Origin of the sequence: Paenibacillus sp. FSL E2-8871 (assembly GCF_038000345.1) — a bacterium.
Lineage (GTDB): Bacteria > Bacillota > Bacilli > Paenibacillales > Paenibacillaceae > Paenibacillus_AQ.
In genome coordinates, this window is record NZ_JBBOBV010000001.1 from 4,504,845 (window position 1) to 4,529,179 (window position 24,335).

At 43.6% G+C, this 24,335-nt stretch carries 20 protein-coding genes and 1 pseudogene; 8 read left to right on the forward strand and 13 right to left on the reverse strand.

Annotated elements, in window-relative coordinates; translation table 11 throughout:
• Positions 1-47: 47 nt before the first annotated feature.
• A complete protein-coding gene (locus NYE25_RS20430; protein ID WP_341146727.1) occupies positions 48-650 on the forward strand; it encodes a TetR/AcrR family transcriptional regulator in 603 nt (200 codons plus the stop codon).
• Positions 651-748: 98 nt separating this feature from the next.
• Here NYE25_RS20430 and NYE25_RS20435 read toward each other — a convergent pair whose 3' ends face one another.
• From NYE25_RS20435 to NYE25_RS20450, 4 genes and pseudogenes are all read right to left on the reverse strand, one after another.
• Positions 749-1,336 (reverse strand): DUF1349 domain-containing protein, encoded by a 588-nt coding sequence (locus NYE25_RS20435; protein ID WP_341146728.1) that lies wholly within the window; start codon positions 1,334-1,336, stop codon positions 749-751.
• A 27-nt stretch (positions 1,337-1,363) separates the two neighbouring features.
• Positions 1,364-1,600, reverse strand: coding sequence for a YiaA/YiaB family inner membrane protein (locus NYE25_RS20440; protein ID WP_306035596.1), 237 nt, complete (start codon positions 1,598-1,600; stop codon positions 1,364-1,366).
• 57 nt (positions 1,601-1,657) lie between these two features.
• Positions 1,658-1,840: pseudogene (locus tag NYE25_RS20445) on the reverse strand (YiaA/YiaB family inner membrane protein); the annotation flags it as partial.
• Between the two features lie 192 nt (positions 1,841-2,032).
• Positions 2,033-2,317, reverse strand: coding sequence for an alpha/beta-type small acid-soluble spore protein (locus tag NYE25_RS20450; RefSeq protein ID WP_076285007.1), 285 nt, complete (start codon positions 2,315-2,317; stop codon positions 2,033-2,035).
• 226 nt (positions 2,318-2,543) lie between these two features.
• On the opposite strand from NYE25_RS20450, the gene NYE25_RS20455 reads away from it, so the two are divergent.
• The 3 genes from NYE25_RS20455 to NYE25_RS20465 all read left to right on the forward strand — a co-directional run bounded on the left by NYE25_RS20455 (position 2,544) and on the right by NYE25_RS20465 (position 5,518).
• Complete coding sequence (locus tag NYE25_RS20455; RefSeq protein ID WP_341146729.1) at positions 2,544-3,728, forward strand: MerR family transcriptional regulator; 1,185 nt, start codon at positions 2,544-2,546, stop codon at positions 3,726-3,728.
• A gap of 1 nt (position 3,729) precedes the next feature.
• Positions 3,730-4,692 carry a GDP-mannose pyrophosphatase NudK gene (gene nudK, locus NYE25_RS20460; protein ID WP_341146730.1) on the forward strand — a complete coding sequence of 321 codons (963 nt, stop codon included), beginning with the start codon at positions 3,730-3,732 and terminating at the stop codon, positions 4,690-4,692.
• Positions 4,693-4,798: 106 nt separating this feature from the next.
• Positions 4,799-5,518 carry a DUF4386 domain-containing protein gene (locus NYE25_RS20465; protein ID WP_341146731.1) on the forward strand — a complete coding sequence of 240 codons (720 nt, stop codon included), beginning with the start codon at positions 4,799-4,801 and terminating at the stop codon, positions 5,516-5,518.
• 8 nt (positions 5,519-5,526) lie between these two features.
• Here the strand turns inward: NYE25_RS20465 and NYE25_RS20470 are convergent, their stop codons facing one another.
• The 7 genes from NYE25_RS20470 to NYE25_RS20500 all read right to left on the reverse strand — a co-directional run bounded on the left by NYE25_RS20470 (position 5,527) and on the right by NYE25_RS20500 (position 13,868).
• Positions 5,527-6,111 carry a Crp/Fnr family transcriptional regulator gene (locus tag NYE25_RS20470; RefSeq protein ID WP_042192976.1) on the reverse strand — a complete coding sequence of 195 codons (585 nt, stop codon included), beginning with the start codon at positions 6,109-6,111 and terminating at the stop codon, positions 5,527-5,529.
• 239 nt (positions 6,112-6,350) lie between these two features.
• Positions 6,351-7,946, reverse strand: a complete 1,596-nt coding sequence (locus tag NYE25_RS20475) for an ABC transporter substrate-binding protein (protein ID WP_076285012.1) — start codon at positions 7,944-7,946, stop codon at positions 6,351-6,353.
• 53 nt (positions 7,947-7,999) lie between these two features.
• Positions 8,000-8,881 (reverse strand): carbohydrate ABC transporter permease, encoded by an 882-nt coding sequence (locus NYE25_RS20480; RefSeq protein ID WP_076285013.1) that lies wholly within the window; start codon positions 8,879-8,881, stop codon positions 8,000-8,002.
• A 39-nt stretch (positions 8,882-8,920) separates the two neighbouring features.
• On the reverse strand, positions 8,921-9,841 hold the full coding sequence (locus tag NYE25_RS20485; protein ID WP_042192982.1) for an ABC transporter permease: 921 nt from the start codon (positions 9,839-9,841) through the stop codon (positions 8,921-8,923).
• Positions 9,842-10,010: 169 nt separating this feature from the next.
• On the reverse strand, positions 10,011-11,585 hold the full coding sequence (locus NYE25_RS20490; protein ID WP_341146732.1) for a response regulator: 1,575 nt from the start codon (positions 11,583-11,585) through the stop codon (positions 10,011-10,013).
• Positions 11,586-11,596: 11 nt separating this feature from the next.
• Entirely contained in the window at positions 11,597-13,333 is a 1,737-nt protein-coding gene (locus tag NYE25_RS20495; RefSeq protein ID WP_341146733.1) for a sensor histidine kinase, read from the reverse strand.
• A gap of 100 nt (positions 13,334-13,433) precedes the next feature.
• Positions 13,434-13,868, reverse strand: coding sequence for an Lrp/AsnC family transcriptional regulator (locus NYE25_RS20500; RefSeq protein ID WP_076285015.1), 435 nt, complete (start codon positions 13,866-13,868; stop codon positions 13,434-13,436).
• 158 nt (positions 13,869-14,026) lie between these two features.
• Between NYE25_RS20500 and NYE25_RS20505 the strand changes: the two genes are divergently transcribed.
• Positions 14,027-14,509, forward strand: coding sequence for a VOC family protein (locus tag NYE25_RS20505; RefSeq protein ID WP_341146734.1), 483 nt, complete (start codon positions 14,027-14,029; stop codon positions 14,507-14,509).
• On the opposite strand, the gene helD is transcribed toward NYE25_RS20505, so the two are convergent.
• Together helD and NYE25_RS20515 are read right to left on the reverse strand one after the other, a co-directional pair.
• A complete protein-coding gene (helD, locus tag NYE25_RS20510) occupies positions 14,473-16,896 on the reverse strand; it encodes an RNA polymerase recycling motor HelD (RefSeq protein ID WP_341147761.1) in 2,424 nt (807 codons plus the stop codon). The genes NYE25_RS20505 and helD overlap by 37 nt on opposite strands.
• A 308-nt stretch (positions 16,897-17,204) precedes the next feature.
• A complete protein-coding gene (locus NYE25_RS20515) occupies positions 17,205-21,263 on the reverse strand; it encodes a glycosyl hydrolase 53 family protein (RefSeq protein WP_341147762.1) in 4,059 nt (1,352 codons plus the stop codon).
• Positions 21,264-21,615: 352 nt separating this feature from the next.
• Here NYE25_RS20515 and NYE25_RS20520 point away from each other — a divergent pair, with 352 nt between their 5' ends.
• From NYE25_RS20520 to NYE25_RS20530, 3 genes are read left to right on the forward strand one after another with little or no spacing between them, the layout of a single operon-like run.
• Positions 21,616-22,158, forward strand: coding sequence for a sigma-70 family RNA polymerase sigma factor (locus NYE25_RS20520; RefSeq protein WP_231573368.1), 543 nt, complete (start codon positions 21,616-21,618; stop codon positions 22,156-22,158).
• Positions 22,151-23,308, forward strand: coding sequence for a DUF4179 domain-containing protein (locus NYE25_RS20525; RefSeq protein ID WP_341146735.1), 1,158 nt, complete (start codon positions 22,151-22,153; stop codon positions 23,306-23,308). Before NYE25_RS20520 ends, NYE25_RS20525 begins: the two co-directional genes overlap by 8 nt.
• Positions 23,309-23,328: 20 nt before the next feature.
• Positions 23,329-24,234 carry a DUF5643 domain-containing protein gene (locus tag NYE25_RS20530; RefSeq protein WP_076285021.1) on the forward strand — a complete coding sequence of 302 codons (906 nt, stop codon included), beginning with the start codon at positions 23,329-23,331 and terminating at the stop codon, positions 24,232-24,234.
• Positions 24,235-24,335: the final 101 nt, after the last annotated feature.

Sequence of the window (24,335 nt, forward strand, 5' to 3'; positions counted from 1 at the left end):
ATTTGATATACTACGTGTACATATACAATTAAGGACGGAGGATGACAATGGAAAAGGGTGAGAAGACTCGCAATTACATCATAGCTAAAGCCGCTGAACTGTTTAACCAGAAAGGATATTCGGGCTCATCCTTATCTGATATAACTGAATTGACAGGCATTAAGAAAGGTGGCATTTATCGTCATTTTTCAAGTAAGGATGAGATTGCATATGAAGCCTTTAGCTATGCAGGTAGTATTGTGGGGGCCCAACTAGCTCATGCCATTAGTCAGCAAGAAACGGCCTCTGGCAAGCTATTAGCTTATTTACATGTGTATGAGAAAGTAGTTGAAGCGCCACCCTTTATTGGGGGGTGCCCGCTCCTCAACACGGCTATTGAAAGCGACGACAGTCATCCAGGCTTACGTGAAAAAGCCCAGCAAGCCCTTATAGGCACACTGGAATCCAAAAAGAAAATCATTTCTGAAGGTGTACAAAGTGGTGAATTCAAAGCAGATCTCAACATTGAGGCACTAGCTACCTTCTCCCTTTCCATCATGGAAGGCGGCATCATGATGAGTAAGCTCGAGGGCAATAATCGGCATATACGGATGAATATCAAGAGCTTTGCTGCTTATTTAAAAAAAGAGTGCCTACGCCAACCTAGTTAGTTCATTCAAAACTTTTTTAACATACAAAGATTTTAAAATAAAAAGGAGCTTCGTCACTACTCACGAGGCTCCTTTAACTTATTCTTAGTTCCTTAACTTTATTTATGTTCCAACCACTGACATTCTGTGATTTCTATTTCTGTAAATGTTGCTTTAAATGACGAATCCTCTGGGCTACAAGCATATAAACCAAAGTTGATATGCTCACTTCCTTCAAACAAATGAAAAATACGCATCTGCTTAAATGTAATCCCATCAAGAGAGTTTTCAACACAGAAGTCACTCTCACGCCGACTTAATCTGTAATACATTGTTTTTATTGTTGCGTCGATATCTGTTGTTGCCCAATCCGAATATCCGTGATTCGTAACTACACTACCCAATCTTTGATATTCTTCATTCTCATATTCAATCGATGCCTTGAACCAATTGTCACTGTCCTGATAAATAATGACTCCACACTGGTCAAATCTATGAGCGCTGTCAAAATCAGTTTTCACTATTAAAGAAAAGTATTTCTCGTCAGTCCTCATTAGCAGCGCAGGTGCAGTATCATTTCTGAATCCATAATAGGTACGTTGCCAAAAATCAGTATTAGGCTCAGTTACAATTTCAATCTTCTCATCTGTAATAGAAAAAGTGCTTACTGGATACTGCCAAAAAAGATTTTCTTTTAAAAATTTCATCTCACTACTCCTTATCTAGTTCCCTCTTTACCCTTGAATGTCCCTCCTGGCATCTTGCTCGGCGAGAATCTCTTTGTCCTCCGCGTTATCTCTCGTCACTTTCTGAACGCCAACGGCGCTATATGAAATCAACAGAATAACAGCTATATAATACCCCTTTACATTCAATTGAAATGGAGCATTGTACAGACCAATAAAGAACATTACATACCCAATAACCAAGCCTGCAAAAGCCATAATTGTGAAAGCCCCTGTATTTCTCATCCTGTGTTTCGGATTTTCTAGCTTAATTTCTTTATCCTCTGAGTTGTCTCTAACGACCTTTTGCACAACGATACAGCTAATCGTAATTAACACCATGCAAAGCAAATAATACCCTTTCACGTTCAATTCCCAATCGTCGTTGTACACCCCCAAACAGAATAGAAAAAGACCTGCAGCCAATGCAAAATACGATACCCCTGTGAAAGCAGCTGTGTTGCGTTTACGATACCTCTGATTCATCTGACGATTCCTCTCCCAATACAGAATTGAATGGTGTTATAGCCTTCTTCACTATACCGTGGAACATCGGTAAAATTCTACCATTAATTAGGTTGTTTTGGGAAAACACAAAGAAAACGGTCTCAGTCCCAGGCAATTCAGGACTAAAGCCGCCTCCTATATTTTCTGCAACTTTATGATTTAGAAAAAATGCTACTCCCTTTCCTGATCCACCAATTGCTGCTGTGCAAGACGAATCATCTCGCGGACCATCGATCCACCAATTTTTCCGCCAATCTGACCCACTGATTCTGTACTCAAATGTCCATTCTCACCGTGTTCCAATGGGATACCAAGTTCTTTTGCGACTTCATATTTCACATCATCAGGCCGCTCCGGATCTACATCATAACCCTCGCGCCGCATCACCTCGGCCTTAAACGTTTGCATCCCGCGATTGACTCCCGGCACTGCATATTTCCTGTTTCTTCTGGACATCCCTTATCCCCTCCTAACATGTTTTAAGTAACATGCCCGGAAAACGAAATATCCACCCCTGTTGATTTGCTCCGATTATTTCCAAGAGGGCGCTGAAAGGCCAACTGCTGTCAGGGTGCTTGCCCTCTGTTTCTTATGCATAAATTTTGCTTGAAGGTGACGTTACGTCACCTGCTATACTAACTGAGAACAACACGCTGGAGCAATCGATTGGATGTGAGAAAGGATGTACAAAGAGAACTATTTAACGACAGGGCAGCTTGCAAAGCGTACAGGAATAACGGTCAGGACATTGCGATATTACGATCAGATTGGGCTTCTAATTCCAGAAAATCATCATGCGGGATCGATAAGATCTTATAACATGAAAGACCTAGAAAAATTGCAGCAAATTCAAACGTTGAAATACTTAGGGCTATCACTTCAAGAAATAAAAGACATCTTAGATGCAGAGTCGCTATCCATAGGGGAGATCAGACATTCATTACAAGCACAGCTCGATGTTCTACAGAGAAAAATCACTCATACGGAGCATGTAGTTCATGCAATACGAGATGCTATGCAAATGTCGGTCAATCGGTCTGATTGGAACCACTTAGCAAATGTTATTCAAACCTTGCAGAGTAAGCAAGATTGGGGGGAACAGTATCGGACGGCGAGCCGCTTGCAAACGCGGATACATCTTTATGACAAGTTCAGTACAAATCCGCAAGGCTGGCATAATTGGGTGTTTGAACAACTGGAGGTGCACCCTGGAGCCCACATTCTAGAGTTAGGTGGCGGCGATGGAACCTTTTGGATAAGAAACGCCGAACGAATTCCAAGCAGTTGGCGCATCACACTTACTGATATTTCGAGCGGGATGGTAGAAGAAGCACGTTGCCGCTTAGGAAGTAAAAGTTCACAGTTTAAGCTCTTATCTGTTGACGCGCAACAAATCCCCTTCCACGATGAGCATTTCGATGTGGTTATCGCTAACAACATGCTGTATCACGTGCCGGACATCCCTAAAGCGATCCACGAGATACACCGCGTACTAAAGCGAGGAGGTATAATATGCACCTCTACAATGAGCACTCAACACCTACAAGAGATTGAACAATTGGCGGTCTCGTTCGACCCCGACCTTCATGTATTGGATCAAGCTATTAAACGATTTAATCTGGGTAACGGAGGAGACCTGCTGTCTTCTTGCTTCTCCGATCTTCGGTTACTACGTTACGACGACCGTCTGTTAGTCGACGAAGCTGAACCCCTGATTGAATATATGATATCGACCCCGATGAACGCAAAAGAGCGACTTGTCGGTGCGGCTATAGACGAATTTCGAAACTACGTCAATCGGCTTCTACAGGAGAATGGAGCCCTCGAAATGACTAAAGAAAATGGGATTTTTCTAGGGAGGAAATGAGATGAAGGCACAGCATTACAACCCAAGAGTACGGATCATAAAAGAGGAACTTCTATCGGATAACTGGTACACCTTAAAGAAGATCACATTCAAGTATGAAAAAGAAAATGGACAATGGGAGACACAATCCCGTGAAGTGTATGACCGAGGCAACGGAGCGACCATTCTACTCTATAATCGACACAAACAAACCATCGTACTTACGAGACAATTCCGAATGCCTACTTATCTAAACGGCAATGTGACTGGAATGCTTATCGAAACCTGCGCGGGGCTACTCGATAAAGAAACACCAGAAGAAAGTATTCTGAGGGAAACGGAGGAAGAGACGGGGTACCGTATCGACCGAGTGCAGAAAGTTGGCGAGGTCTATATGTCACCAGGATCTGTTACCGAAACCCTGCACTTCTTTGTAGCTGAGTATAGTGATGTCATGACAAAAGGTCCGGGTGGGGGACTTGAGGAGGAACAGGAAAATATTGAAGTAGTGGAACTTTCGTTTGCTCAAGCGCTTGACATGGTCCAAAGCGGCGAGATTCGTGATGCTAAGACGGTAATGCTGCTCCAATACGCTCAGATCCAAGGTCTCTTGAAGGTAAAATCAAAACCGCTGCATATCCTTATCGCTGGCCCGTATCGTTCTCGAACCAATGATGATCCAGTATTAATCGAGGAAAATGTCAAATACATGAATAAAATTGCTCTTCAAGTTTACGAGGCTGGGCATATGCCAGTGCTGGGGGAGTGGTATGCTTTGCCTCTTATTGCTACAGCCGGTTCCACTAATCTAGGAGACGACGTTTTCAACCGGATTTTCCATCCGTCTTCCATTCGCCTGCTTAATTACTGTGATGCCGTGCTTCGAGTTGGAGGATCATCTCAGGGTGCCGATGAAATGGTACAGATTGCGCAAGAGAAAGGATTGTTGATTTACGAAAGGCTGGATGAACTTCCGTTATTGTGATAATAAGCATTTTTTTCTGTTTGATGATGTACTCTTGATTTAAGTCAATGCCCGCCATACTACTCCTAATTACAATGAAAATAAAAAGTCCTTTAGGAGGCTATCTATGGCTATCTCAGAAAAAGATCTATCGAATCAGCGAAAGTCCGCTTTAACTGCTGGAATCTCACTTATTATCATGACCCTTGCCTCATTTTTTTCGTATGGCTTTGTCCATGGGAATCTTGTTGTTCAGGGCGATGCCAGCGCCACATTCAATAACCTTGTGTCATCCACTAACCTTTTCAAAGGTGAAATTTTGGGTTGGATCATCATTATGATTACTGACATCCTGGTCGCCTGGGCGTTTTATGTGTTTCTAGAACCGATTAACCAAAAGCTTTCCTTACTCGGCGCATGGCTTCGTCTAACCTATTCCGCTATATTGGGAATTGCTATACTAAACTTGATAGTTGTGCTGCTGCTCACGGGAAATACAATCGACTTTTCCTCATTAAAAATCGAACAGACTCAAGCATTTATGATGTTATTTCTGGAAGCATTTCAATGGATTTGGTCTATGGGGTTAGTCGTTTTTGGCGGGCATCTGTTAATTGTGGGCTATGTGGCTTTAAAATCTGACATCATCCCTAAAGTAATCGGCATCTTATTGCTGCTTGCTTCAATAGGTTATATGATCATTCATCTAAGCAAAATATTTCTCCCACAATACGAAGGGGTCATTACAATATTAAATTATGTTTTCACTATTCCTATGATTGTAGGAGAACTAGGCTTTGGGATATGGCTGCTGCTTAGAGGAGGAAAACTCCACAAAAGTGTATGACTTTCTTTTTAGTTATCACTGGAATGAACCCGCTTCTTAATTCTACTTAATGACTCTGGTGTCATCCCCAGATAGCTGGCCAATTGATGCTGAGGTACGCGAGTGAGTAAGTGAGGTCTTTTTCGCAACAAAGCTTTGTAACGTTCTTCAGGATTGGAAGCGATAAATGAAGTTAATTCATCCTGTACCTCACCTAAGTTTTCCTCTACCATTTTGCGGATCATCGTTTCCAATTGCGAGTGTTTGTGAAGCATGTCTTGTTCCGCATTAAGTTCACCAACCACCAATGTGCTATCTTCCAGACAGGTTAAGGTGTACGCAGAGGGCTTACTTTCTTGATGCCGATTAAAAATCGAAGCCGCTTGCTCTTCTGTGTAGAAATTAGATGTGACTTCTTTTCCCGATTCATCTATCGAGTACTGCCTAACACAACCTTTTAGCACGAAAAAACATTTTGTGGGAACATCTCCTTGTCTAAGGAGCACTGTCCCCTTTTTAAATTCCTCTATAAGGATACCCTCAACAATATCCTGCTGATCCTCTTCGTTAAGAGATGTAAATTTACTCATATACTTATACAATATATTTTTCATCTCTCTCTCCAATCTTCCGAAGTTAATGGCTCGCTTATGATGCCCTTGAAGCTATTTAGGCTCCCGAGAGGGAGCTTCTTGCCTTATTATACTAGCTCATACTAAAACAAATGCAACCTCTGAACTCTTCATACGCCGCTCGGCTGTGTCCGATAGCGAGCCACATATTCGGACGATCCCCCAAAACAGGGAGGCCCAACAGCCATTTCATGACTGTTGAGCCTCCCTTATCCTGTATATTACTTGTTCGCTAAGAAAGCATCGATTTGCGCTTGCAGCTCAGCCTGGATTTTATCAATGCCAGCTGATTTCAGCTGTTTGTTCAAATCTGCAAGGCCTTTGTCGATATCTTTAATTACGCCGTACTCAAGCGGAATGGCATAGCGGAGCATTACATTGCCCACATTGGCAATTTCCGTCTTTACTTTGCTATTGTCGAATACAAAGGTCTCAAGGGCATAGTGGTAGACGTTAGCTTCCCAGCCCTTAGCCAGATCGTTAGCTTCTTGAGGGAATGCTTCATTGTCAAGGTTGAGTGGCGAGTTGAAGTTCCAATTAGAGAAGCCGGTAAAGTTCGGATTTTTGTCGAGTGCTTTATATTTGGTGTCGCCAACCGGTTCATAGTGCACGCCACTAATTCCGTACATCATCAGGTCGTGCAGTTCTTTATCATTCTGCATCAGATCGATCAGCATCAAGGAACGTTCTACATTTTTGGAAGTCGCATGAATCGACGTACCGTTTTGTGTAGAAATCGCCACTGATTTTTTCTTCCCTTGGTTGATGTCGGCTAGTGCCACTTCATAAGGAGAATTTTCTTGGCGCATCAAGGCCATGAGTGCTCCAAGTGTTCCGTTATTATGCGTAATCGAGGCTGTTTTGCCTGCTTTAAAATCCGCCTGATGATCATTTTTGCTGTTCAGAACGTTTTTCGACCAGGCATTATTATCAGCGAGATCTTTGTAATACACGAGTAGATCCTTGAACTCTTGCGTTTCATAGACGTTAAAGACTTTGCCTGTTTCATCGGTCAATTTGAAGGCAAACGGAAGATCTAGGTCAAACATATTCCATTCGTTTTGCTGCTTCAGTAATACACGGTCCAAGTTATGATACTTCCAGTCTCCCGTTTCCGGAGTGAAAGGTGTAATTCCTTTTTCCTTCTCAGCTATCGTCTTCAAATAGGTAGCATATGCTTCCGGGCTGTTGATTTCAGGAAGATTGTATTTCTTACGCAAATCTTCACGATATAGAATCAGCTTTTCAACAGACTCTCCTCTGTTTTGCGGAACCATATACAGCTTACCGTTTACTTTTGCCTGATCCCAGCTCACATCTGACATAGCTTCCTTAGTTTGCGGCATATATTTGGTAAGCAGCTCGTCGGTCAATTCTAGGAATCCGCCTTTCAGCGCCTGATCATTATAACCAGCCCAGTTTGCCGAATAGATGAGATCAAAATCTTCATTTGCCGCCAGCTTCAGTGGATATTTTTGAGCCCAGTCAGACCAGTCCAAGAACTCGCCCTCAAGGGTCGCATTAATTTTTTCTTTCAGTTTCTTATTAATTTCAGCAAAAACACTATCATAGTCTATCGGTTTAGGCCCAACGAAGATCATTTTCAGCTTTACTTCTTTAGAGGTGTCTATAGTATCTGAAGTTTCGGCTGCATTCGTTGCACTCGCTGTTTCTGTAGGCTCACTTGTTACCTCAGCGGCATTATTGGTAGCCTTAGCGGGTGTATTGGCGTTGTTGTTGCCACCACCACATGCGCTCAAAATCATTACGAAGGTTAAAACGAGTGCGAGCATAATGAATCTATTTTTTCTCAGCATTTCAAGCCTTCCCCCTTGTATTAATTATATTGATAAACCGGATTTCCCCGGGTTCATCCTTTCACAGCGCCAATCGTCAAGCCTTGAACGAAATATCTCTGAACGAATGGATAAGCGAGCAGAATCGGACCTGTAGCTACAACCGTCATTGCCATCTTCAAGCTCTCGCTTGGGATCGATGTGGTTACGACTGCTCCTGCACCCATCATGGCTTTTCGCATGCCATCCATATTGCCAAGCATTTTGTACAAATAATATTGAAGCGGCATCAGCTTCTCATCGGAAATAAATAGAAGGGCATTGTACCAGTCGTTCCAATAGGCAAGAGCCAGAAACAAACCAATAGTCGCTAGCGCCGGCTTAGAGAGAGGCAGGATTAGACGGGCGTAGATCTTAAAATCGCCTGCACCGTCAATTTTAGCCGATTCTACGATTGCTTCCGGAATGCTGCCCATAAACGACTTCATAACAATGATGTAGAAGACGTTGAGCATCATCGGAATCACTAAAGCCAGCAATGTATCTTTGATATGGAGGTAATTGACCATAAGCAGATACCATGGAACCAGACCGCCGTTAAATAAAGTTGTAAAGAAAAAGAAGAACGAAAATTTATTACGCCATTTAAAATCTTTTCTGGATAGCGCATAAGCCGTCATCGAAGTCAGAAACAAGCCAAACAGTGTGCCTATTATAGTAACGCCTATGGTCACCATATAGGCTTGAATCATCTGGTCGGGATACTTAAACAAAATGCTGTAGGCTTCTGTTGAGAAGGCCGTAGGTATAAATTGATAGCCATCAGTTAATATTTTTGACTCTTCCGTCAGCGATGAAGATACGACAAGTATAAACGGGAATATACATAAAATTGCGAGAAAGATTAGGGATACATAACCAATACCCGAGAATATTTTACGATCGAGCTGTTTCATATCGTTACCTCCATTATGAAAACTGTACCTCTGATGCGGTTAGAATAAGGCGCGGTCTTTATCGTATTTACGAACAGCATAGTTCACAGTCATGATCGTTGCGAAGCCAAGAACGGACTGGAAAACGCCAGCCGCAGCCGACATGCCGATATCATTCGAAGTAATCAGCGATCTGAACACGAAAGTATCGATAACGTCCGTCGAAGAGAACAACAAACCGTTATTGCCGATCATGTTATAAAACATCCCGAAATCACCGCGGAAAATATTCCCGACCGCCAGCAGCACCAAAATAATAATCGTCGGGTAAAGATTTGGAATCGTCACTTTCCGGATCCGCTGAAAAATATTGGCGCCATCGATTTCAGCTGCCTCATACTGTTCAGTATCTATGCCCGTAATCGCGGCCAAGTACATTACCGTTCCGTATCCAAGGCCTTTCCAGGCGGAAACGAGAACTAGGATATACGGCCAGTAGGCAGGCGTATTGTAAATATCAATAGGTTCTAGCCCGAGTCCTCTAAGGAGTGCGTTCACAGTACCAATATCATAATTGAGCAGGTTATAGGCAATCGCGCCGACAACTACCCATGAAATAAAGTAGGGAAGAAACAACGCCGATTGCGTAATTTTGCGGAACCATTTGCCACCGACCTCAAACAACATAATGGCTGCAAAAATTTGCAAAGAGTTATTTACAACGATGAATGCAATATTGTACAATGCTGTATTCCGTGTTACCCGCCAAGCATCTCCTGATTCAAAGAAAAAGCGGAAGTTATCGAGCCCGTTCCAGGCACTTCCAAAAATACCGCCCGCGTAATCATAATGCTTGAAGGCAATAATAATGCCCGCCATTGGGACATAGGCAAACAAAAGAAAAAAAGCAACCGCCGGAGCCAGCATCAGCAACAGAACCCTATAGTTTTTTAAATCGCTCCAAAATGTATGCCCTTTCATCTTTGCACCCCTTTCTTCTCTATATCTCTCATTATAAAAGGACGGCGGCGGTGAGATAATTCAGCGAAACAACTAAACATAATACTAATTCAACGATTCATAAACAATTTCGATAAAAAAGAAGCCCCTGTTCCATATAGAACATGAGCCTCCCCAATAAGTAATCGATTCAGATTTTATTTTTCTTCCGGTACTCGCCGGGCGACATGCCCATATATTGCTTGAACTGCCTATTGAAATAAATAATATTTTTATATCCGGCTTGTTCCGCAATCTCATATACTTTTTTCGTTGGATCCTCGAGTAGCTCGCATACCCGCTTCATACGCAATTCACTTAGAAAATCGCTGAAGAGACTATTGGTTTCGACCTTGAACAGATGCCCCAGATAGTTAGGGGTAAAGTCGAAATGTGCAGCGACCTCGTTTAGCGTTATTTTTTGATCTAATCTTTCTTTCACATACTCCGTGATTTCATCAATTAACTTGCGCTTTTGCCTTTGGCGTTTCAAATAAAGCAGCTCCGACAGTTCAAAGAATCTTCTTCTCAGCCACGAAAGGATATCATGCACCGTTTCGAACTGAAACAGCACAAAAGGATGATGAGAATCCCAATTCAAAATCTCGTACAAATGCTCATTCATTTGCTGCAGATCAGCATGAAGCTTAGAGGTAATCCGGATAATGATATCGTAGATGTCGTTTTTCTGGGAGATCGGACTGTCTCCGGCAAATAGCTGAAGCAAGCAATCATCAATAGTGGTAAGGTCGTAGTCGAGCATAGCTTTAAGCATACGATCCACAATAACCTCTAAGTCCGAAGCCATCTTTTCCTTTGGTGACCATTCCGAGGCATCTTGGATCAACCTATTCTTCCCTACGATCCATTTAATGCTTAGCGCGGCCTGTGCCTGCCGATAGGAATCATGTAGCTTGACCGGGTCGGTTGTGTACATTCCTCTTCCGATCGTAATCGAACAGGAGAACTCCTGATAGAACGCCCGAATCAACTCTTCCAGCAAAGCTGTAAAATATTGTTCCTGAACCGCAGCAAGGATCACAAAGTGATAGTCATAAGTCGTAATCACCATGCCCAAATTTTGATCCTGAGCAAACTTTCGGATAAACTGATTGGCAGTGCTGCTCCATAAACTCCGCTCTTCTTCCGTCCAGGTTTGGATTTTTCGCGCCATGTCGTCGATCTCAATGATGGCAACCGCTGATGCACCTTGTAAGTATGGCGTGAGAACGTTATGAATGTGCGTTTCAACCTGTCCCGGTGCAGCCTCGTTAAACCAACGCAGCAGTAGCTCCTGATTAACAAGCGTCAGCGTTTCCGACAAGGAAGTACGCTGCGTCCTCTCTTTCTCAATCTTGGTGCAGAGTTCGGTCAGCGTCTCGTTCAGCTCGTCATCATCCACAGGCTTAAGCAAATAACTGTATGCGTTCAATTGAATCGCTTCCTTGGCATAATTGAAATCCTGATGTCCGCTAATAAATAGAATATGGACCTCTGGGTTAATCTCCTTCGCTTTCCGTGCAAATTCCACGCCTGACATAATCGGCATACCGATATCAGAGAGAATGATATCAACAGGGTGCTGCTCCATCAATTTTAGAGCGGCAAACCCGCTTGTTGCCGTTCTCACGCTATGCAAAGGCAAATGATCACTGCCGGCTACACGCCGTCTAAGCCATTCCAAATCGATTACTTCATCATCCACCAGCAGAACATTGATCTCCATCGCCATACTCCTCACTCCCCCATCACTTCCCTGATCTCTGCATTTTCCACCGGTAAAATAATTTGAACTGTCGTTCCCGCTCCAAAATAGCTACCGATTTGAATGCCGAAATCGCTCCCGTATCGCAGTTTAATTCGTTCCTCCACGTTTCTCAGACCGTAGCTGCCTGGTTGATATGCGCTTGATCGCATGTTTTGAAGTGTCTCCGGCCGCATGCCGATCCCGTTATCAATGACCTTGAGTTCGATGCGGTCACCCAGCCGCTTTCCAGTAATACGAATCGCAATAGTCTCCCCGAACCAGGCGTGCTTGAATATATTCTCCACAAACGGCTGTAAGATCAGCTTAATAATAGGCACCTGTAAAATTTCCGGATCGACATCATAATAAACCTCAAAGGCGTCCGCATACTTTACTCTTTGGATTTCAAGATACATCCTCACCTGCTCCAGCTCATTTTCAAGTGAGATATATACATGCCCATCGTTCAAAGTGAGCCGATAAAATTTGGAGAGGCCTTGTACCATCTGCGTAACCTTCTCCACTTCCCCCAAATTGGCCAGACTGCCAATGGTCGACAGCGTATTGTACAAGAAATGCGGACTGATCTGGGCTTGGAGCACATCCAGCTCCGCTTGCTTTTTCTGAATGCCCTGCACATAGACGTTCCGGATGAGTTCCTGAATGCTGGTCGCCATTTGATTAAAGCTATTCGCAATATAGACAAATTCATCGTTCCCCGGAAATCCGATTCTTTTATAAAAATTCCCCTCCTGAAACGATCGGACCAAATACACAATCCGCTTAATTTTCTTGCCAGATATACGTGCAACAAGAAAACCGATAATAGCCATCACCAAAAAACTAATGGAACAAACGGTGCTAATTACCTTCCGCATTCTACTAGCGTCTTTGTTCAAATAAGAGTGGGGTACACGCGCCTCAATGACATAGCTGGAGACCGGAATATCTTCACTAATAATTAAATAATCATCTTGTTTCGTATCTTCAGCAGCAACACCTTGTTCATACAAAGTCATTCCTGTAGCCCTATCCAACAGACGAAGTTCAATCCCCTGTTCAATCGGAAAAGTATCAAAATTGCCAAATAGCTCATCAATCCTCGCCGTAACGCGAATATATCCGATAATCGCAGGTGCTGCCTTGGAAGAAACAAGCTTACGGAAATATGAAATATTACCTAGCTCACGGTCAGTATCCGTTTGAAGCCACAAACTGTCTTGATTATTCGCAACAATCGACTTAAACCACTCCGTATTCTCGATCACCTGATCAGAAAGAACATAATAATCACTTCGACCGATGGGTGTCGACATATCATCACCGGTAATTTCAAGCATCGTCTCATTGACCGTAAAAAGCGCAAGTCTCAGCTTGTTCCCATACAGTTGCAGAGGGGCCTTCATATAAGGAACGATATCATCTCTCATTTTGAGCATGTTTTCCAAAGGATCTCCCCTGAACTGAAGGGCATTCTGAAAATTCGTATTTAGAAACAGTGAGTTGGTCATACGTTTGATTTCATCTGTCTGGTATTCGATGTTGTTCCTCGTCTGCTTTAATGCGGTCCGGACATTCGTTTCCGCCATTTCAGTCCTGGACTCTACGAGCATTGTATAGGCTATATAGCCAACCAGCACATCTGTCAGCAATACAAGAATGAGATACGGAATCATCATCTTGTATGTGAATGGAATATACTTTTTACTAGACTGTTTACTCTCCATGCGCATGCTCCCTTATATACGTATCCATACGACTGCTATTTTGACCCATTTTACAACGAAAAGAAAGCGGTTACTATATCTTGTATTTGGAAACTTCGCTTTAGAGTAGCACTCTGTTCTCCAAAATATTTTTCAAGCTGATATGCGATTTGGAAGGTCCGAACTTTATAAGGTGATCTTGAAATTCAGCAAGCGCCTCAATCGTTGAGGTCTGTACCTTAATGAGATAATTATATTCTCCACTAATGCGGAACAAATCGGTGACTTCCATTGCATCGTTGCAAAAATCGGTGAGCTCTTGGCAATGTTCTGTTTTAATTAGAATAAAAGTAGTCGTACCCCGGTTCAGATCCCGCAAATTAAAAGCTGTATGATACCCCGAAATGATGTTCCTTTCCTCCAACTTAATGATTCTTTCTTTAACGGATGGTTGTGACATCGAAACCTCTTTACTGATTTGTGAAATGGGCATTCGAGCATTGTACTGCAATAATTGCATAATCTTTTTATCAATATCATCCATAAGATGTTCCATATCAAGCGCCTCCTAGCTCTTTTTAATAAATAAACCCATTCAACTAAAATACCTTATATTCAATAACCATGTCAGTATAAAACACTTATCTTATATATGTATCTCCTATTTTAATCCAACTATAATAAATAGTACATTAGATATAGGAGTGATTAATAATGAGCGTAAAAGGTCTTGCACATATAGCGATTCAAGCCAAAGATTATAAAGCAACAATTTCATTTTACATTGACGTCTTAGGATTTAAGTTAGGTCATCATTGGAGTCTGCCCTCCTTTCAAATCAAAGAAGCTTCGATGCTTATTTCACCTGATCAAAGAACTTGCATAGAGATTTTTGATAACGATGCAGTCATTGCCGCCCAAGGAAAAAAAGCCTTGTCTGAAGAGGATATAGCTCACGGAGCACTCTTACATTTCGCCTTCTATGTGGATAATGTCGATGAAATGTACGAAAAAGCCCTTGCTCATGGAGCAAAGGCTTTTATAGCACCAGATTCGCTTTCTCTTGGTGAACCGCCTCTTCTGATCAAGAACGCGATCGTTCACAGTCCCAATGGGGAAGTTATCGAATTTCTTGAAGAGGTTGATTTTGATATGTCTAATTACACTTCCTCATACAAAGAGGTATCCAAGGCTTGAATAAAGTGCGACCAATTGCCTGTCGTGTACAGGTGAAGCCGATGCATCGCGCGCGTACAAGCTGTATAAAAGAGTTTACGTTCGCTCTCCCGATGATACGTCTGCGTGGAAGCATCGTAGATTAGCACAGCGTCGAATTCTACGCCCTTAGCAAGATACGCGGGAATAACTAGCGTTCCCTTCTCAAAGGTGAGCGTCTCCTTCGTAATAAGCCTTAGATTCTCGCCCCCCTGTGCAAGCAGTGCTTCATAGGCTTCGCGGCTTTCCGCAGCAGTCTTAGTAATAACGGCGATGGAGTCGAGACCTTCGGCCATAAGCGCCGCAAGATCCTCTTTTATCCGCACCGCCCGCTCCACCTCATTGCTAGCCTTCAATAGGTGCGGCTTCTTGCCGCCCCTATCAAAAGGCACGATCTCTTCATTAGTTAGCAGCGCCTTCGTAAACTCCACAATCTCGCGAGTCGAACGATAGCTTCGGATTAAACGAAATAGGTTCGTTTCCTCTTCACCATAAAGCCGGATCAAAGGAGAATCCACCTCTTGCAGATTCGTCGCTTGCGGGAAAATCGCTTGACTGAAATCGCCGAGTACTGTCATGCTGGCGCGGGGAAACAATTGTTTGAGGAACGCGAATTGGAACGGCGAATAATCCTGTCCTTCATCAATAAATAAATGCCGCACCATTGTATTCGTGCGAGAACCCTCGATAAGCTCTTTTAAATACAGGAATGGGGTCTCATCCTCATAAAACAGCTCGGTATGGCTCAACTTTTCCTTCGTTTGCATACAGATTTCTGGCCATTGATCAGGTACTTCGGTCTCACCCGTCATTTTCTGATAAGTGGCTTCATCCCTAAATAACTGCTCGTATAATCCAATCGTATCTATGAATTTCAAACGTTTGGCATCCCGTCTTAGCGGTTTGAAATGATCCTTCACGATCATACGACGCAGCAACTCATCTTCCTGCGAGCTAAAGTCAAAGACATTCTCTTCCCCGTCCTTCTGAGTACGAAAATCGCCATAGATTTCAAGATACTGCTCTGTAAAATCGAAGACTGCTTCCTCTCGCCGGTACTTCTTAAGCACCTCACTGTAAGCTTCGGCATATTGATCGTTGTCGAGGTAATCGACTTCATCTTGAACCCAGGGCGCTTCCATTTCCTGACGCTCTAGCTTAGTCAGCTCACGCAGCAGCCATTCACGTAGTAAAGCAACGCGATTAGCCAATCGTATAGAGCTGTCGTAGCTGTAAAATTGCGACTTCATTTGCTCCGCAGTAATCAACTCGCGGTCCCGGAAACGGATACTGTGGAACAGCATACCTTCTTTGCCTAACCATAACGCGTAGCTTTGAAGAGCATGCAGGAAAGCCTCAGAAGCCTTATATTGCATCCCAGTTAACCGTGCTTCATACCCCTGCGAGGATTGTGACGTCAGTACATATTCAATCTGCTCGAAGGGGTCCTCCAAATTCATCGTGGATCCGAGCCAATAGGCAAGGTACTCCTGAAAGGTCGTTTGCTGCATATTCTCTTCGCCGAGCTCAGGGAGCACCGTCGATACATAACTGTTAAACATCGGATTTGGCGAAAAAAGAACGATCTGATCTGCCTTGAGCCTATCGCGGTGTTTGTATAATAAATACGCTACCCGTTGCAGCGCTGCGGACGTTTTTCCACTGCCAGCCGCTCCTTGCACAATAAGCATACGGCTTTTGTCATTGCGGATGATGGCGTTCTGTTCCTTCTGGATGGTCGCCACAATGCTCTTCATTTGTGAATCTGCGCCTTTGCCAAGCACCTGCTGAAGCAATTCGTCCCCGATCGTTAAGCTCGTATCGAACACGTTCTGGAGCTGACCGTAACGGATCTGATATTGCCGCTTCAGCATCATCTCACCTGTAATCTGTCCTCCCGGCGTTTCGTAAGTAGATGGCCCTGGGGAATGATCATAATACATGCTTGCAATAGGCGTTCGCCAGTCATACACCAGAAAGTCCACACCGTCTGCATCAACGAAAGAAGCCACTCCGATATAAATTTTCTCACTCAAGCCCAAACCATCTTCTTGAAAATCCATTCGCCCAAAATAGGGAGACGGCAGTAGCCGTTTCATATTCTTAAAACGCTGCACCCGCTGCCGGTGGCTGCGCTCTCGCTCGGACAACAATGCTTCTTGCTGCTTTATACTGTAGAAGGTCTCTTCGAAATCTTCGTCTGTGCTCGTATTGACCGTGACTTCTTCCCAAAACCGCTTGCGAATGTCCACCACTTGATCACGTAGCCCAGTCACTTCTGGTTCTAGTTCTGCGATTCTTGATTGCAGCTTTTCCGTAACCAAATCAAGCCGATCTTGTTCTTGCTGCCAATCCATTACGTTTACCATCTTCACGAACACGCTCCTTTTCATTCTTGTTATAAAGAAGCAAAAATTAAAATTTGACAAACTGTTAATCCACATGGTATTATAATAGTGTAGATAAGATGTTACACTTATGTGTAAATTCGTTAAATCAACAGTGATTATTTTATAATATCACGATCTTTCTTTGCATGCAAATTATTTATATAAGTAAGAAGAACCAGCAGACTCTGCTGGTTCTTCTTTTTTTGAATGCCAAGCTTGGGCGCACATAGAGAATAGACAAAAAGACCGTCCTAAGGACGGTCTTTTTTCTTACTACAGTAGGTTTACTATTTAGTTTGCAGCAGATTCATAATGATGGTTACTGCCTCTGCTCTTGTTGCGGTCTCATTTGGTGCAAATACATTGCCGTTACGTCCGCTCACAATGCCTGATTTCTTCACGGCTGCAACCGCATCCTTTGCCCATGCAGGAATTTGGCTATCATCAGCAAAGCCTGTTGATGCCGCCGTTGTTAAATCTACCCCTGCTGCTCTAGCGATCATAACTGCTAGCTCCGAACGTGTTATGCTCGCTGCCGGACGGAAGGTAACATCCTCATAGCCGCGTATAATCTTCGCCTCTAAGGCTTGTGCAATGGACTTCTCAGCCCAAGCAGGGATTGTATCTGTGAAGCCCAATTCCACACCGTTTCCAGTTGGCTTCAGCGCATTCATCAGCATCACCGCAAATTCAGCGCGTGTCACCGCACCATTCGGTTTGAACGTTCCGTCGGCATAACCCTTGACGATCCCTTCGCTCACCGCTTTCTTAATATTAGCCTGTGCCCAATGTCCCGAGATATCGCTAAATTGAGCCTCTGTTGTCGGTTCAGTAGATACATTGGTTACCGGTAATCCAGTCGCTTGATCCACTACGAGTACAGCAAACTTCGTAAAGTGATCCACATCTGCAGCAATGCGATTTCCATCTATTTTGCCGTCATTAACTTTCACCCAGCTCTTCTTCACTTCATCATAATAAAAGATCGCTACAGTTTGGCCGCTCTTCACTTGTCCTGAATCGAACACAAAGGTTAGCGTGACTGGTTTACTAAAGTTCTCCGCGAAGTTTTTTAGAACTTCATAGATCGGGCTTACGAAAATCTCATGATTGCTGAGAAGATTCTGCGAATCGAGCACTTTCTCAATCGTTAATACCAACTGCTTGCCTGAAGCATTAGCTGGAATTGAAATCACAAGCCCATTATCCAATCTGACTTCACCCGCTTGACCTGCAGGAAGCGTCAGTTTCCCATTGGAGGAGATAACCGGAAGTACGACATTAGAGGTACTACCACCATCATTACCACCGTTTCCATTACCATCAGAACCGTTATCTTGCGCAGCTCTCGTTATTGTTGCTGTGTATCTCGTACCTGTGCCATCTTGGGCAATTACGAATAACTCCAATCGGTTACTACCTACTTCAAGGGGAAGCTCTATGCTTGTTGCCCCACTTGCCAAACTTATCGGACCGGCCACAAGTGTATTGGCACTATTGTACATACTCACTGTCAAGGTACCATAAACAGCATCGCTGGCCGTTGCCGTCACTGTGAAGTTAGATAAAGAATACGGTACAATCGCTGTATAGTCGTATACACTTCCGCTCACTGTTTGATCCAATGTTATGCCGCTCAAATTCAAGCTATTCAAGCTTGCACTAGAACTTAATGTTGTAAACGTAATCTCTTGTCCATAGCTTACTCCGGTTGCATTCACTGCATAGGCACGTACATGATAGATAGATCCAGATTGAAGTCCTGCAAGACTTACTGAAAAGGCACCTGTTCCACCTGATTCAGCTATAACTTTACCATCCTCAATTGTCGGATTGGCACTAGTAGAATATACGATTCCTCGCTCTGTAACCTTAGCGCCACCGTCCGAAGTGATATTTCCTCCAACCGTAGCTGTCATAGAAGTGATATTTTGTACTTCTGCATCCGTATCAACAATAGCAGGTTCCTCAATACCTTTGACAAAGCTTAGATAGAAATCATCAATCGATCCCCATGCGCCGCCGTCTGCTTTGATATTAGCTCCGATTGTAAGGGTTCCATCGGTAACGAGAATATCCTGGATCTCAGGATTATTCCACTGTGCCCATCCTTTCACACCGGTGTTTACTTTTACTTCCTTACCATCCGTTACAGCAAACAGATTCATATTGGGGTTGGCAGCATCTCCCCCTTGAATAAACATCGAAAGATTATAATATCCCGGCTTCAGACCAGAAATAGTCTGCTCTACTCTAAAATCCACTGCTTTCGCAGAGTAGAAATGTAGTGAATAGTTGCCTGTTTTGGCATCTGTAACTTTATTTTGGTAGTCTGTATGTGGAGCATTAACGTCAGCATAGGTGATTTTCCACATGCTTCTATCGCTATTTTCAAAGCCTGCGTTGACGATAAAGTTCTCTTTTTTAATAACTAGAAAAGCCTTTACCACCTGACCGCCTTCCGTCGTTCCACCGATCACATAGCTGCCCGCACCCTTGCTAATGACTTGCTCAAGCGCAACTTGATCCCAAACCACTGACATCTTGCCGGAACTTCCATCATTGTAAGTAACACTTACGTCTGTTGGCAGATGGATTGGCTCCCCAGCAATCGCCGTTATCGAAACATCCTTAATTTCATCTACAGCAATAGGGGCCACTGCGCCTGTATTCACATATTTGAACACATTCAGCGAGGCAAGCGGATGTCCATTAAAATCAAACAAACCCTGGTTATCAACGGCACTTCCGCCATACCATTCCCCTGCATCATCAGGGTCATATTCCTTCGCGTAGCTGGATGCCCAACCGGAACCGTACTGTTCCCATATCAACTTATTCTGCTCCAGATTTTCTTTCGGACCTACCGGAAGCCAAGCAGGCTCCCAATAAAACACGCCAATTCCCGCTTTACCCACATTCGCAACCGCTTCGATCACGTCTCTAACTGAGTTAGCCTGACCTTGAACGCTGATAGGGTAGTTTAAAGTTTGACCTGAGCTTTGCGGCGCTGTATTTCCGTGTCCATCCCCGTCTTCTGCGGTATACGCGTAAGAGGTTTCGGCTACCATTACTTTTTTCCCATAAGTATCAGCGACTTGCTTCAACACGGATGTCAAATTGCTTAATGTACCGTGCCAGAATGGATAATAAGAACTTGCAAACACATCATAATCTACATTGTTATCTTGTAAATTCTTCGCTATAGTGGCATATCTGCCTGCCGACTCCGGATTTGTAAAATGCAGAGCAACCAGAATATTAGGATCGATCTCCCGAATGGCTTTGCTTCCCTCATTGAACAATTGGCTCATCTTCGTCCAATTAGATTCACCAACGAATTGTCCATTCGTTTCATTGCCTACCTGAACCATGCCAATATCAATACCTGCATCAAGCAGAGCTTGCAGGCTTACTTTGGTATATTCGTAAAGTGCGGTCTTCTTATCTTCGAAACTCAGATTGGCCCATGCCTTAGGCGTATGCTGCTTGGCCGGATCGGCCCAAAAGTCAGAATAATGAAAATCCACTAGCAGCTTCATGCCGTTTGTGGTCGCCCTTTTCCCAATTTCAATCGCGGTGGCCAGATCATTATTGCCACCACCATAACCTTTTCCAGCTGTATCAAAAGGATCATTCCATATCCGTACCCGAACGTAATTAACCCCGGCTTCATGTACGGTTGTAAAAATATCCTGCACCTCTCCGTTTTCATTGTAAAACTCGACTCCGCTATTCTCTAAAGAAATAATACTGGAGATGTCCACGCCCTTAATAAAATCAGGCTGGAGTCCTTCCACCTTCTTCACAAAAATATCCGCAGCCACCGGCTGGGTCGTATCCGTACTCAACTGTTTCAACTCAAAGCTGTCCAGAAATCCATATGCGCTTGGAGCGCCGCTTATGTTCGCGCCAACCTCAAGACTCGGGGTATCCTGCTTCAAGATAAATTTCAGGCTGAGCGTTCCCCAAGCATTATAGCCAGTGGTAGCAACAGCGGATGCCGTCTCGTCACCCGCAAACAATTCAACATTCCCCGTTTCTTTGTCAGTACCGCCCATCGACTTGACTGAGAGCTCATAACTTCCCGCAGGGAGGTTCGTTATAGTCTGCTTAAGCGAGATGGTCTGGTTTCCAGTAGCGACTTTGTTAATCCAATATTTGAAAGCATGAGCTCCTTCATCTGGATTTAGCCAAGTATCATCGGCATATGCAAAATGCTTAATTTCTACTTGATTCCAATCTGACGTATTGACACTCCATGATCCATCTTCCCAGAAATTGTCCTCGAAACCGCCATTTACTATTAAAGAACTGTTCGAATCTGCAGCTAAAGCACTCCTCATGTTGAATGAGAATGAACTTAGCAGCAACAACACTGCTAAAAATGCAGAGATACCCTTTTGATTAACTCTCACGTTCTGATCACCTTCCATTCTAAATTTTCAGATGCATATGTGTGCGTCCTAAGTTATGTAAGCACTTACAAATCAATATACCAATAGTTAAAATATTTAGTAACGGATGAAAAGATAACATTTTGTATGCTTAAGCAAGCTTTATAGGCTTTAATCTTCATTTTCCATTATTCTGGAATAGATGATATTAAATGGATTTCATATTTTTTTATCCAAATATAACTTTTTGTATGCCTTCTCCATCTAATCATACAGAGGGCCCTCAAGGAGGAACAATCATTTGCTGGAAAACGAACTGGATATCAAAAAAGCGCAGAAAGGCGACCACGAGGCGTTTACCCGTCTTTTTAGGCAACTGGAATCCCAGTTGTACAGATTAGCCAAAACCATTCTGCTAAAAGATGAAGATTGCGCGGATGCTCTTCAGGAGACGACACTGAAGGTGTATAAAGGGTTGGCCAACCTTAAGCAGCCTAAGTTTTTTAAAACCTGGGTTATACGCATCCTGATTAATGAATGCAATCAGTTACTTCGTATGCGAGAGCGAACTATAGCTGTGGCGGAAATTCCCGAAGAACCGGTCGATTCCTATGTGCATTTTGAAGATTCAGGCAACGTAGACCTGCAAAGCTTCATTAATCAGTTGGACGAATCCCTGCGGCTTGCTATCGTGCTTTTTTATTATGACGATTTATCCATTAAGCAGATTGCAGATGTGCTCGACATCTCCGAAGGAGCGGTCAGGGCACGACTTCATCGCGCACGGAGATTGTTGTCCAAACAGATACATCCTGTGCGGGAGGAGGGTCTTGCTAATGAATAATAACAATTTAGAAAAGCAGATCAGGGAGCTAGGAAAGGCTAATATACAGGAGCTTCCACCTTTACTGCGGTCGCGGCAGGATTCGATTTATGCATCACTCGCCACAATTGTCCAGGATCCTGTGGAAAAGGAAAAGAAAAAACGGATATATCCAAAAATCGCAGCTGCTGTATCTGCAGCGATAGTGCTAAGTGTTATGCTAACGGCCGTCTATCCGCCAACGTTGGCCAATGCACTCAAGCAGCTTCCATGGATAGGCGGAATTTTTGAACGGGCAGATGATATAGGATTGCAAGCTGCTCAGCGTCTGGGTCTGATTACACGACCGAATAGTAGTGATACGCATGATGGAATCACCTTGTCTGCCGAAGAGGCTGTATTTGATGGCAACCGATTGGCATTCTCAGTGAAGCGCGAGGGAGAAGGGCTGGACGGGAAGCTCACCGGCGTGACGATTGGAGCGGATGGGAAGCCTTTTCTAGGCAAAGGTTCAATAATGTCCGCAGAAGTTTTGATCGATGGGGTTTCAATGGAGGAATTCTCAGATGGTCATTGGGATGCTGTTCCTTTTCTAACCTGGATGGAAGGCAAGGAGCAGAGTACAGCTATTTTTCAACTGGTGGATTCTTCGAATTTGGGGATCACCAAGCCTTTCCCTGATCAATTTGAACTGACTGTAACCCTTCTTTTAAACGGTATAGATACACCATACATTCTGGAGATTCCTGCACGTAAGGTTACAGAAAATAGTATTGTCGTACCTGATATGCGCGCACAAGCAGAGGGATGGAGTCTGACGCTGCAAAAGCTGGAATATAGCCCATTAACCACGCGCCTGTTACTCAACATTGAACAAGAGACTGACGGGGATTACGCAGATTTTAATACATTGGGCTTTGAAGTGACGGATGAACAGGGACTGGTATTGGAAAATATATCGCAAAAAGCACTCCTTTCATCCAATAGATCACAGGATCTGAATCTGCTTGTAGAGCCGTTCGAGAAACATCCCAATATGCTCACAATCCGTGGCTATCTTTATGAGTTCGAGGATCCAAAAAGTAAGAGTGGCGCATTCAAAACAGACAGCTCCGGAAATCCTGTGAAGCATTATATCGATGGTCTGGAAATAAACGTGCTAGTTAAATAAACACTAAGGAGAATGATATCATGAAGAAAATGACAACGAAATTGTCTGTAATTTTAAGTGCTGCTGTATGCCTTGGAGCGTTGGGAATGCCGGCTTTAACCCAAGCAGCCAGTGTTCAAACCGCCGCTGAAGCTTCCCTGAATACAACAAAAGTCGCCGATTCACACGATCAGCTTACTTTAAAGGGCAGTGCACAGTTTGACGGTAATTATATTAAGATCGATCTGAGCCGTGAGGGATCCCTGTTCTCAGGAATGCTCGCAGGTGTAACCTTGAACGATAAAGGTGAGCCTTACCTTGCAGAAGGAACCATTATGGCAGTAGACGCCAAGCTCACTAATTCAGGTGGAATTGATTTTAAATCACCACGCTGGATCAGTGATGGTGACGCCAACAAGGCGGTTGTTGTATTGCAGACCGGATGGCTAACTGAGCAGCAAAAGGCAAGCCTGGCTTCCTCTGAATTGAGCATCCATGTGAAGCTTAACGGAATCGAAGATCCGTATGTACTAAAGTTTTCTCTTAAGCAAGCAGGAGTAGCGCGTAACATTCAGCTACCAGCTTTAAAGAAAGACAACCAATTTGAAATCAAAACTAATCGTGTTGCTGTGGGAGAGACTTCTGTGCGCATTGCTTTAGCAGTTAAAGGGGTTGCTACCCAAGCACAGGCTTTAGGATATGATATTTATGATAATCTGGGAAACGAATTAGAATATATTGCACGGGAATCTGTTGCAACAACCCATAATACTGTTTCTGAAGATTTATTGTTCGAGGCGCTTCGCCCGGCCGCAGAATATCTCATTATCAGACCTTATCAAGCGGTGTTTGAAAAAGGCACTGCAGGGGCTTATAAAGTAGATGCCAAAGGTAATGTAGTTAAAAATTACAACAAGCAACTAGAGATCAAAATTCCTCTGAAATAATAAACGCTACAACAGATCCATATGTATGAGGAAAAGGGGATTACCTGTTGGCCGTGAGGCCTGAGGTAATCCCCTTTTTCATGGATGAAGCGTAATTTTAC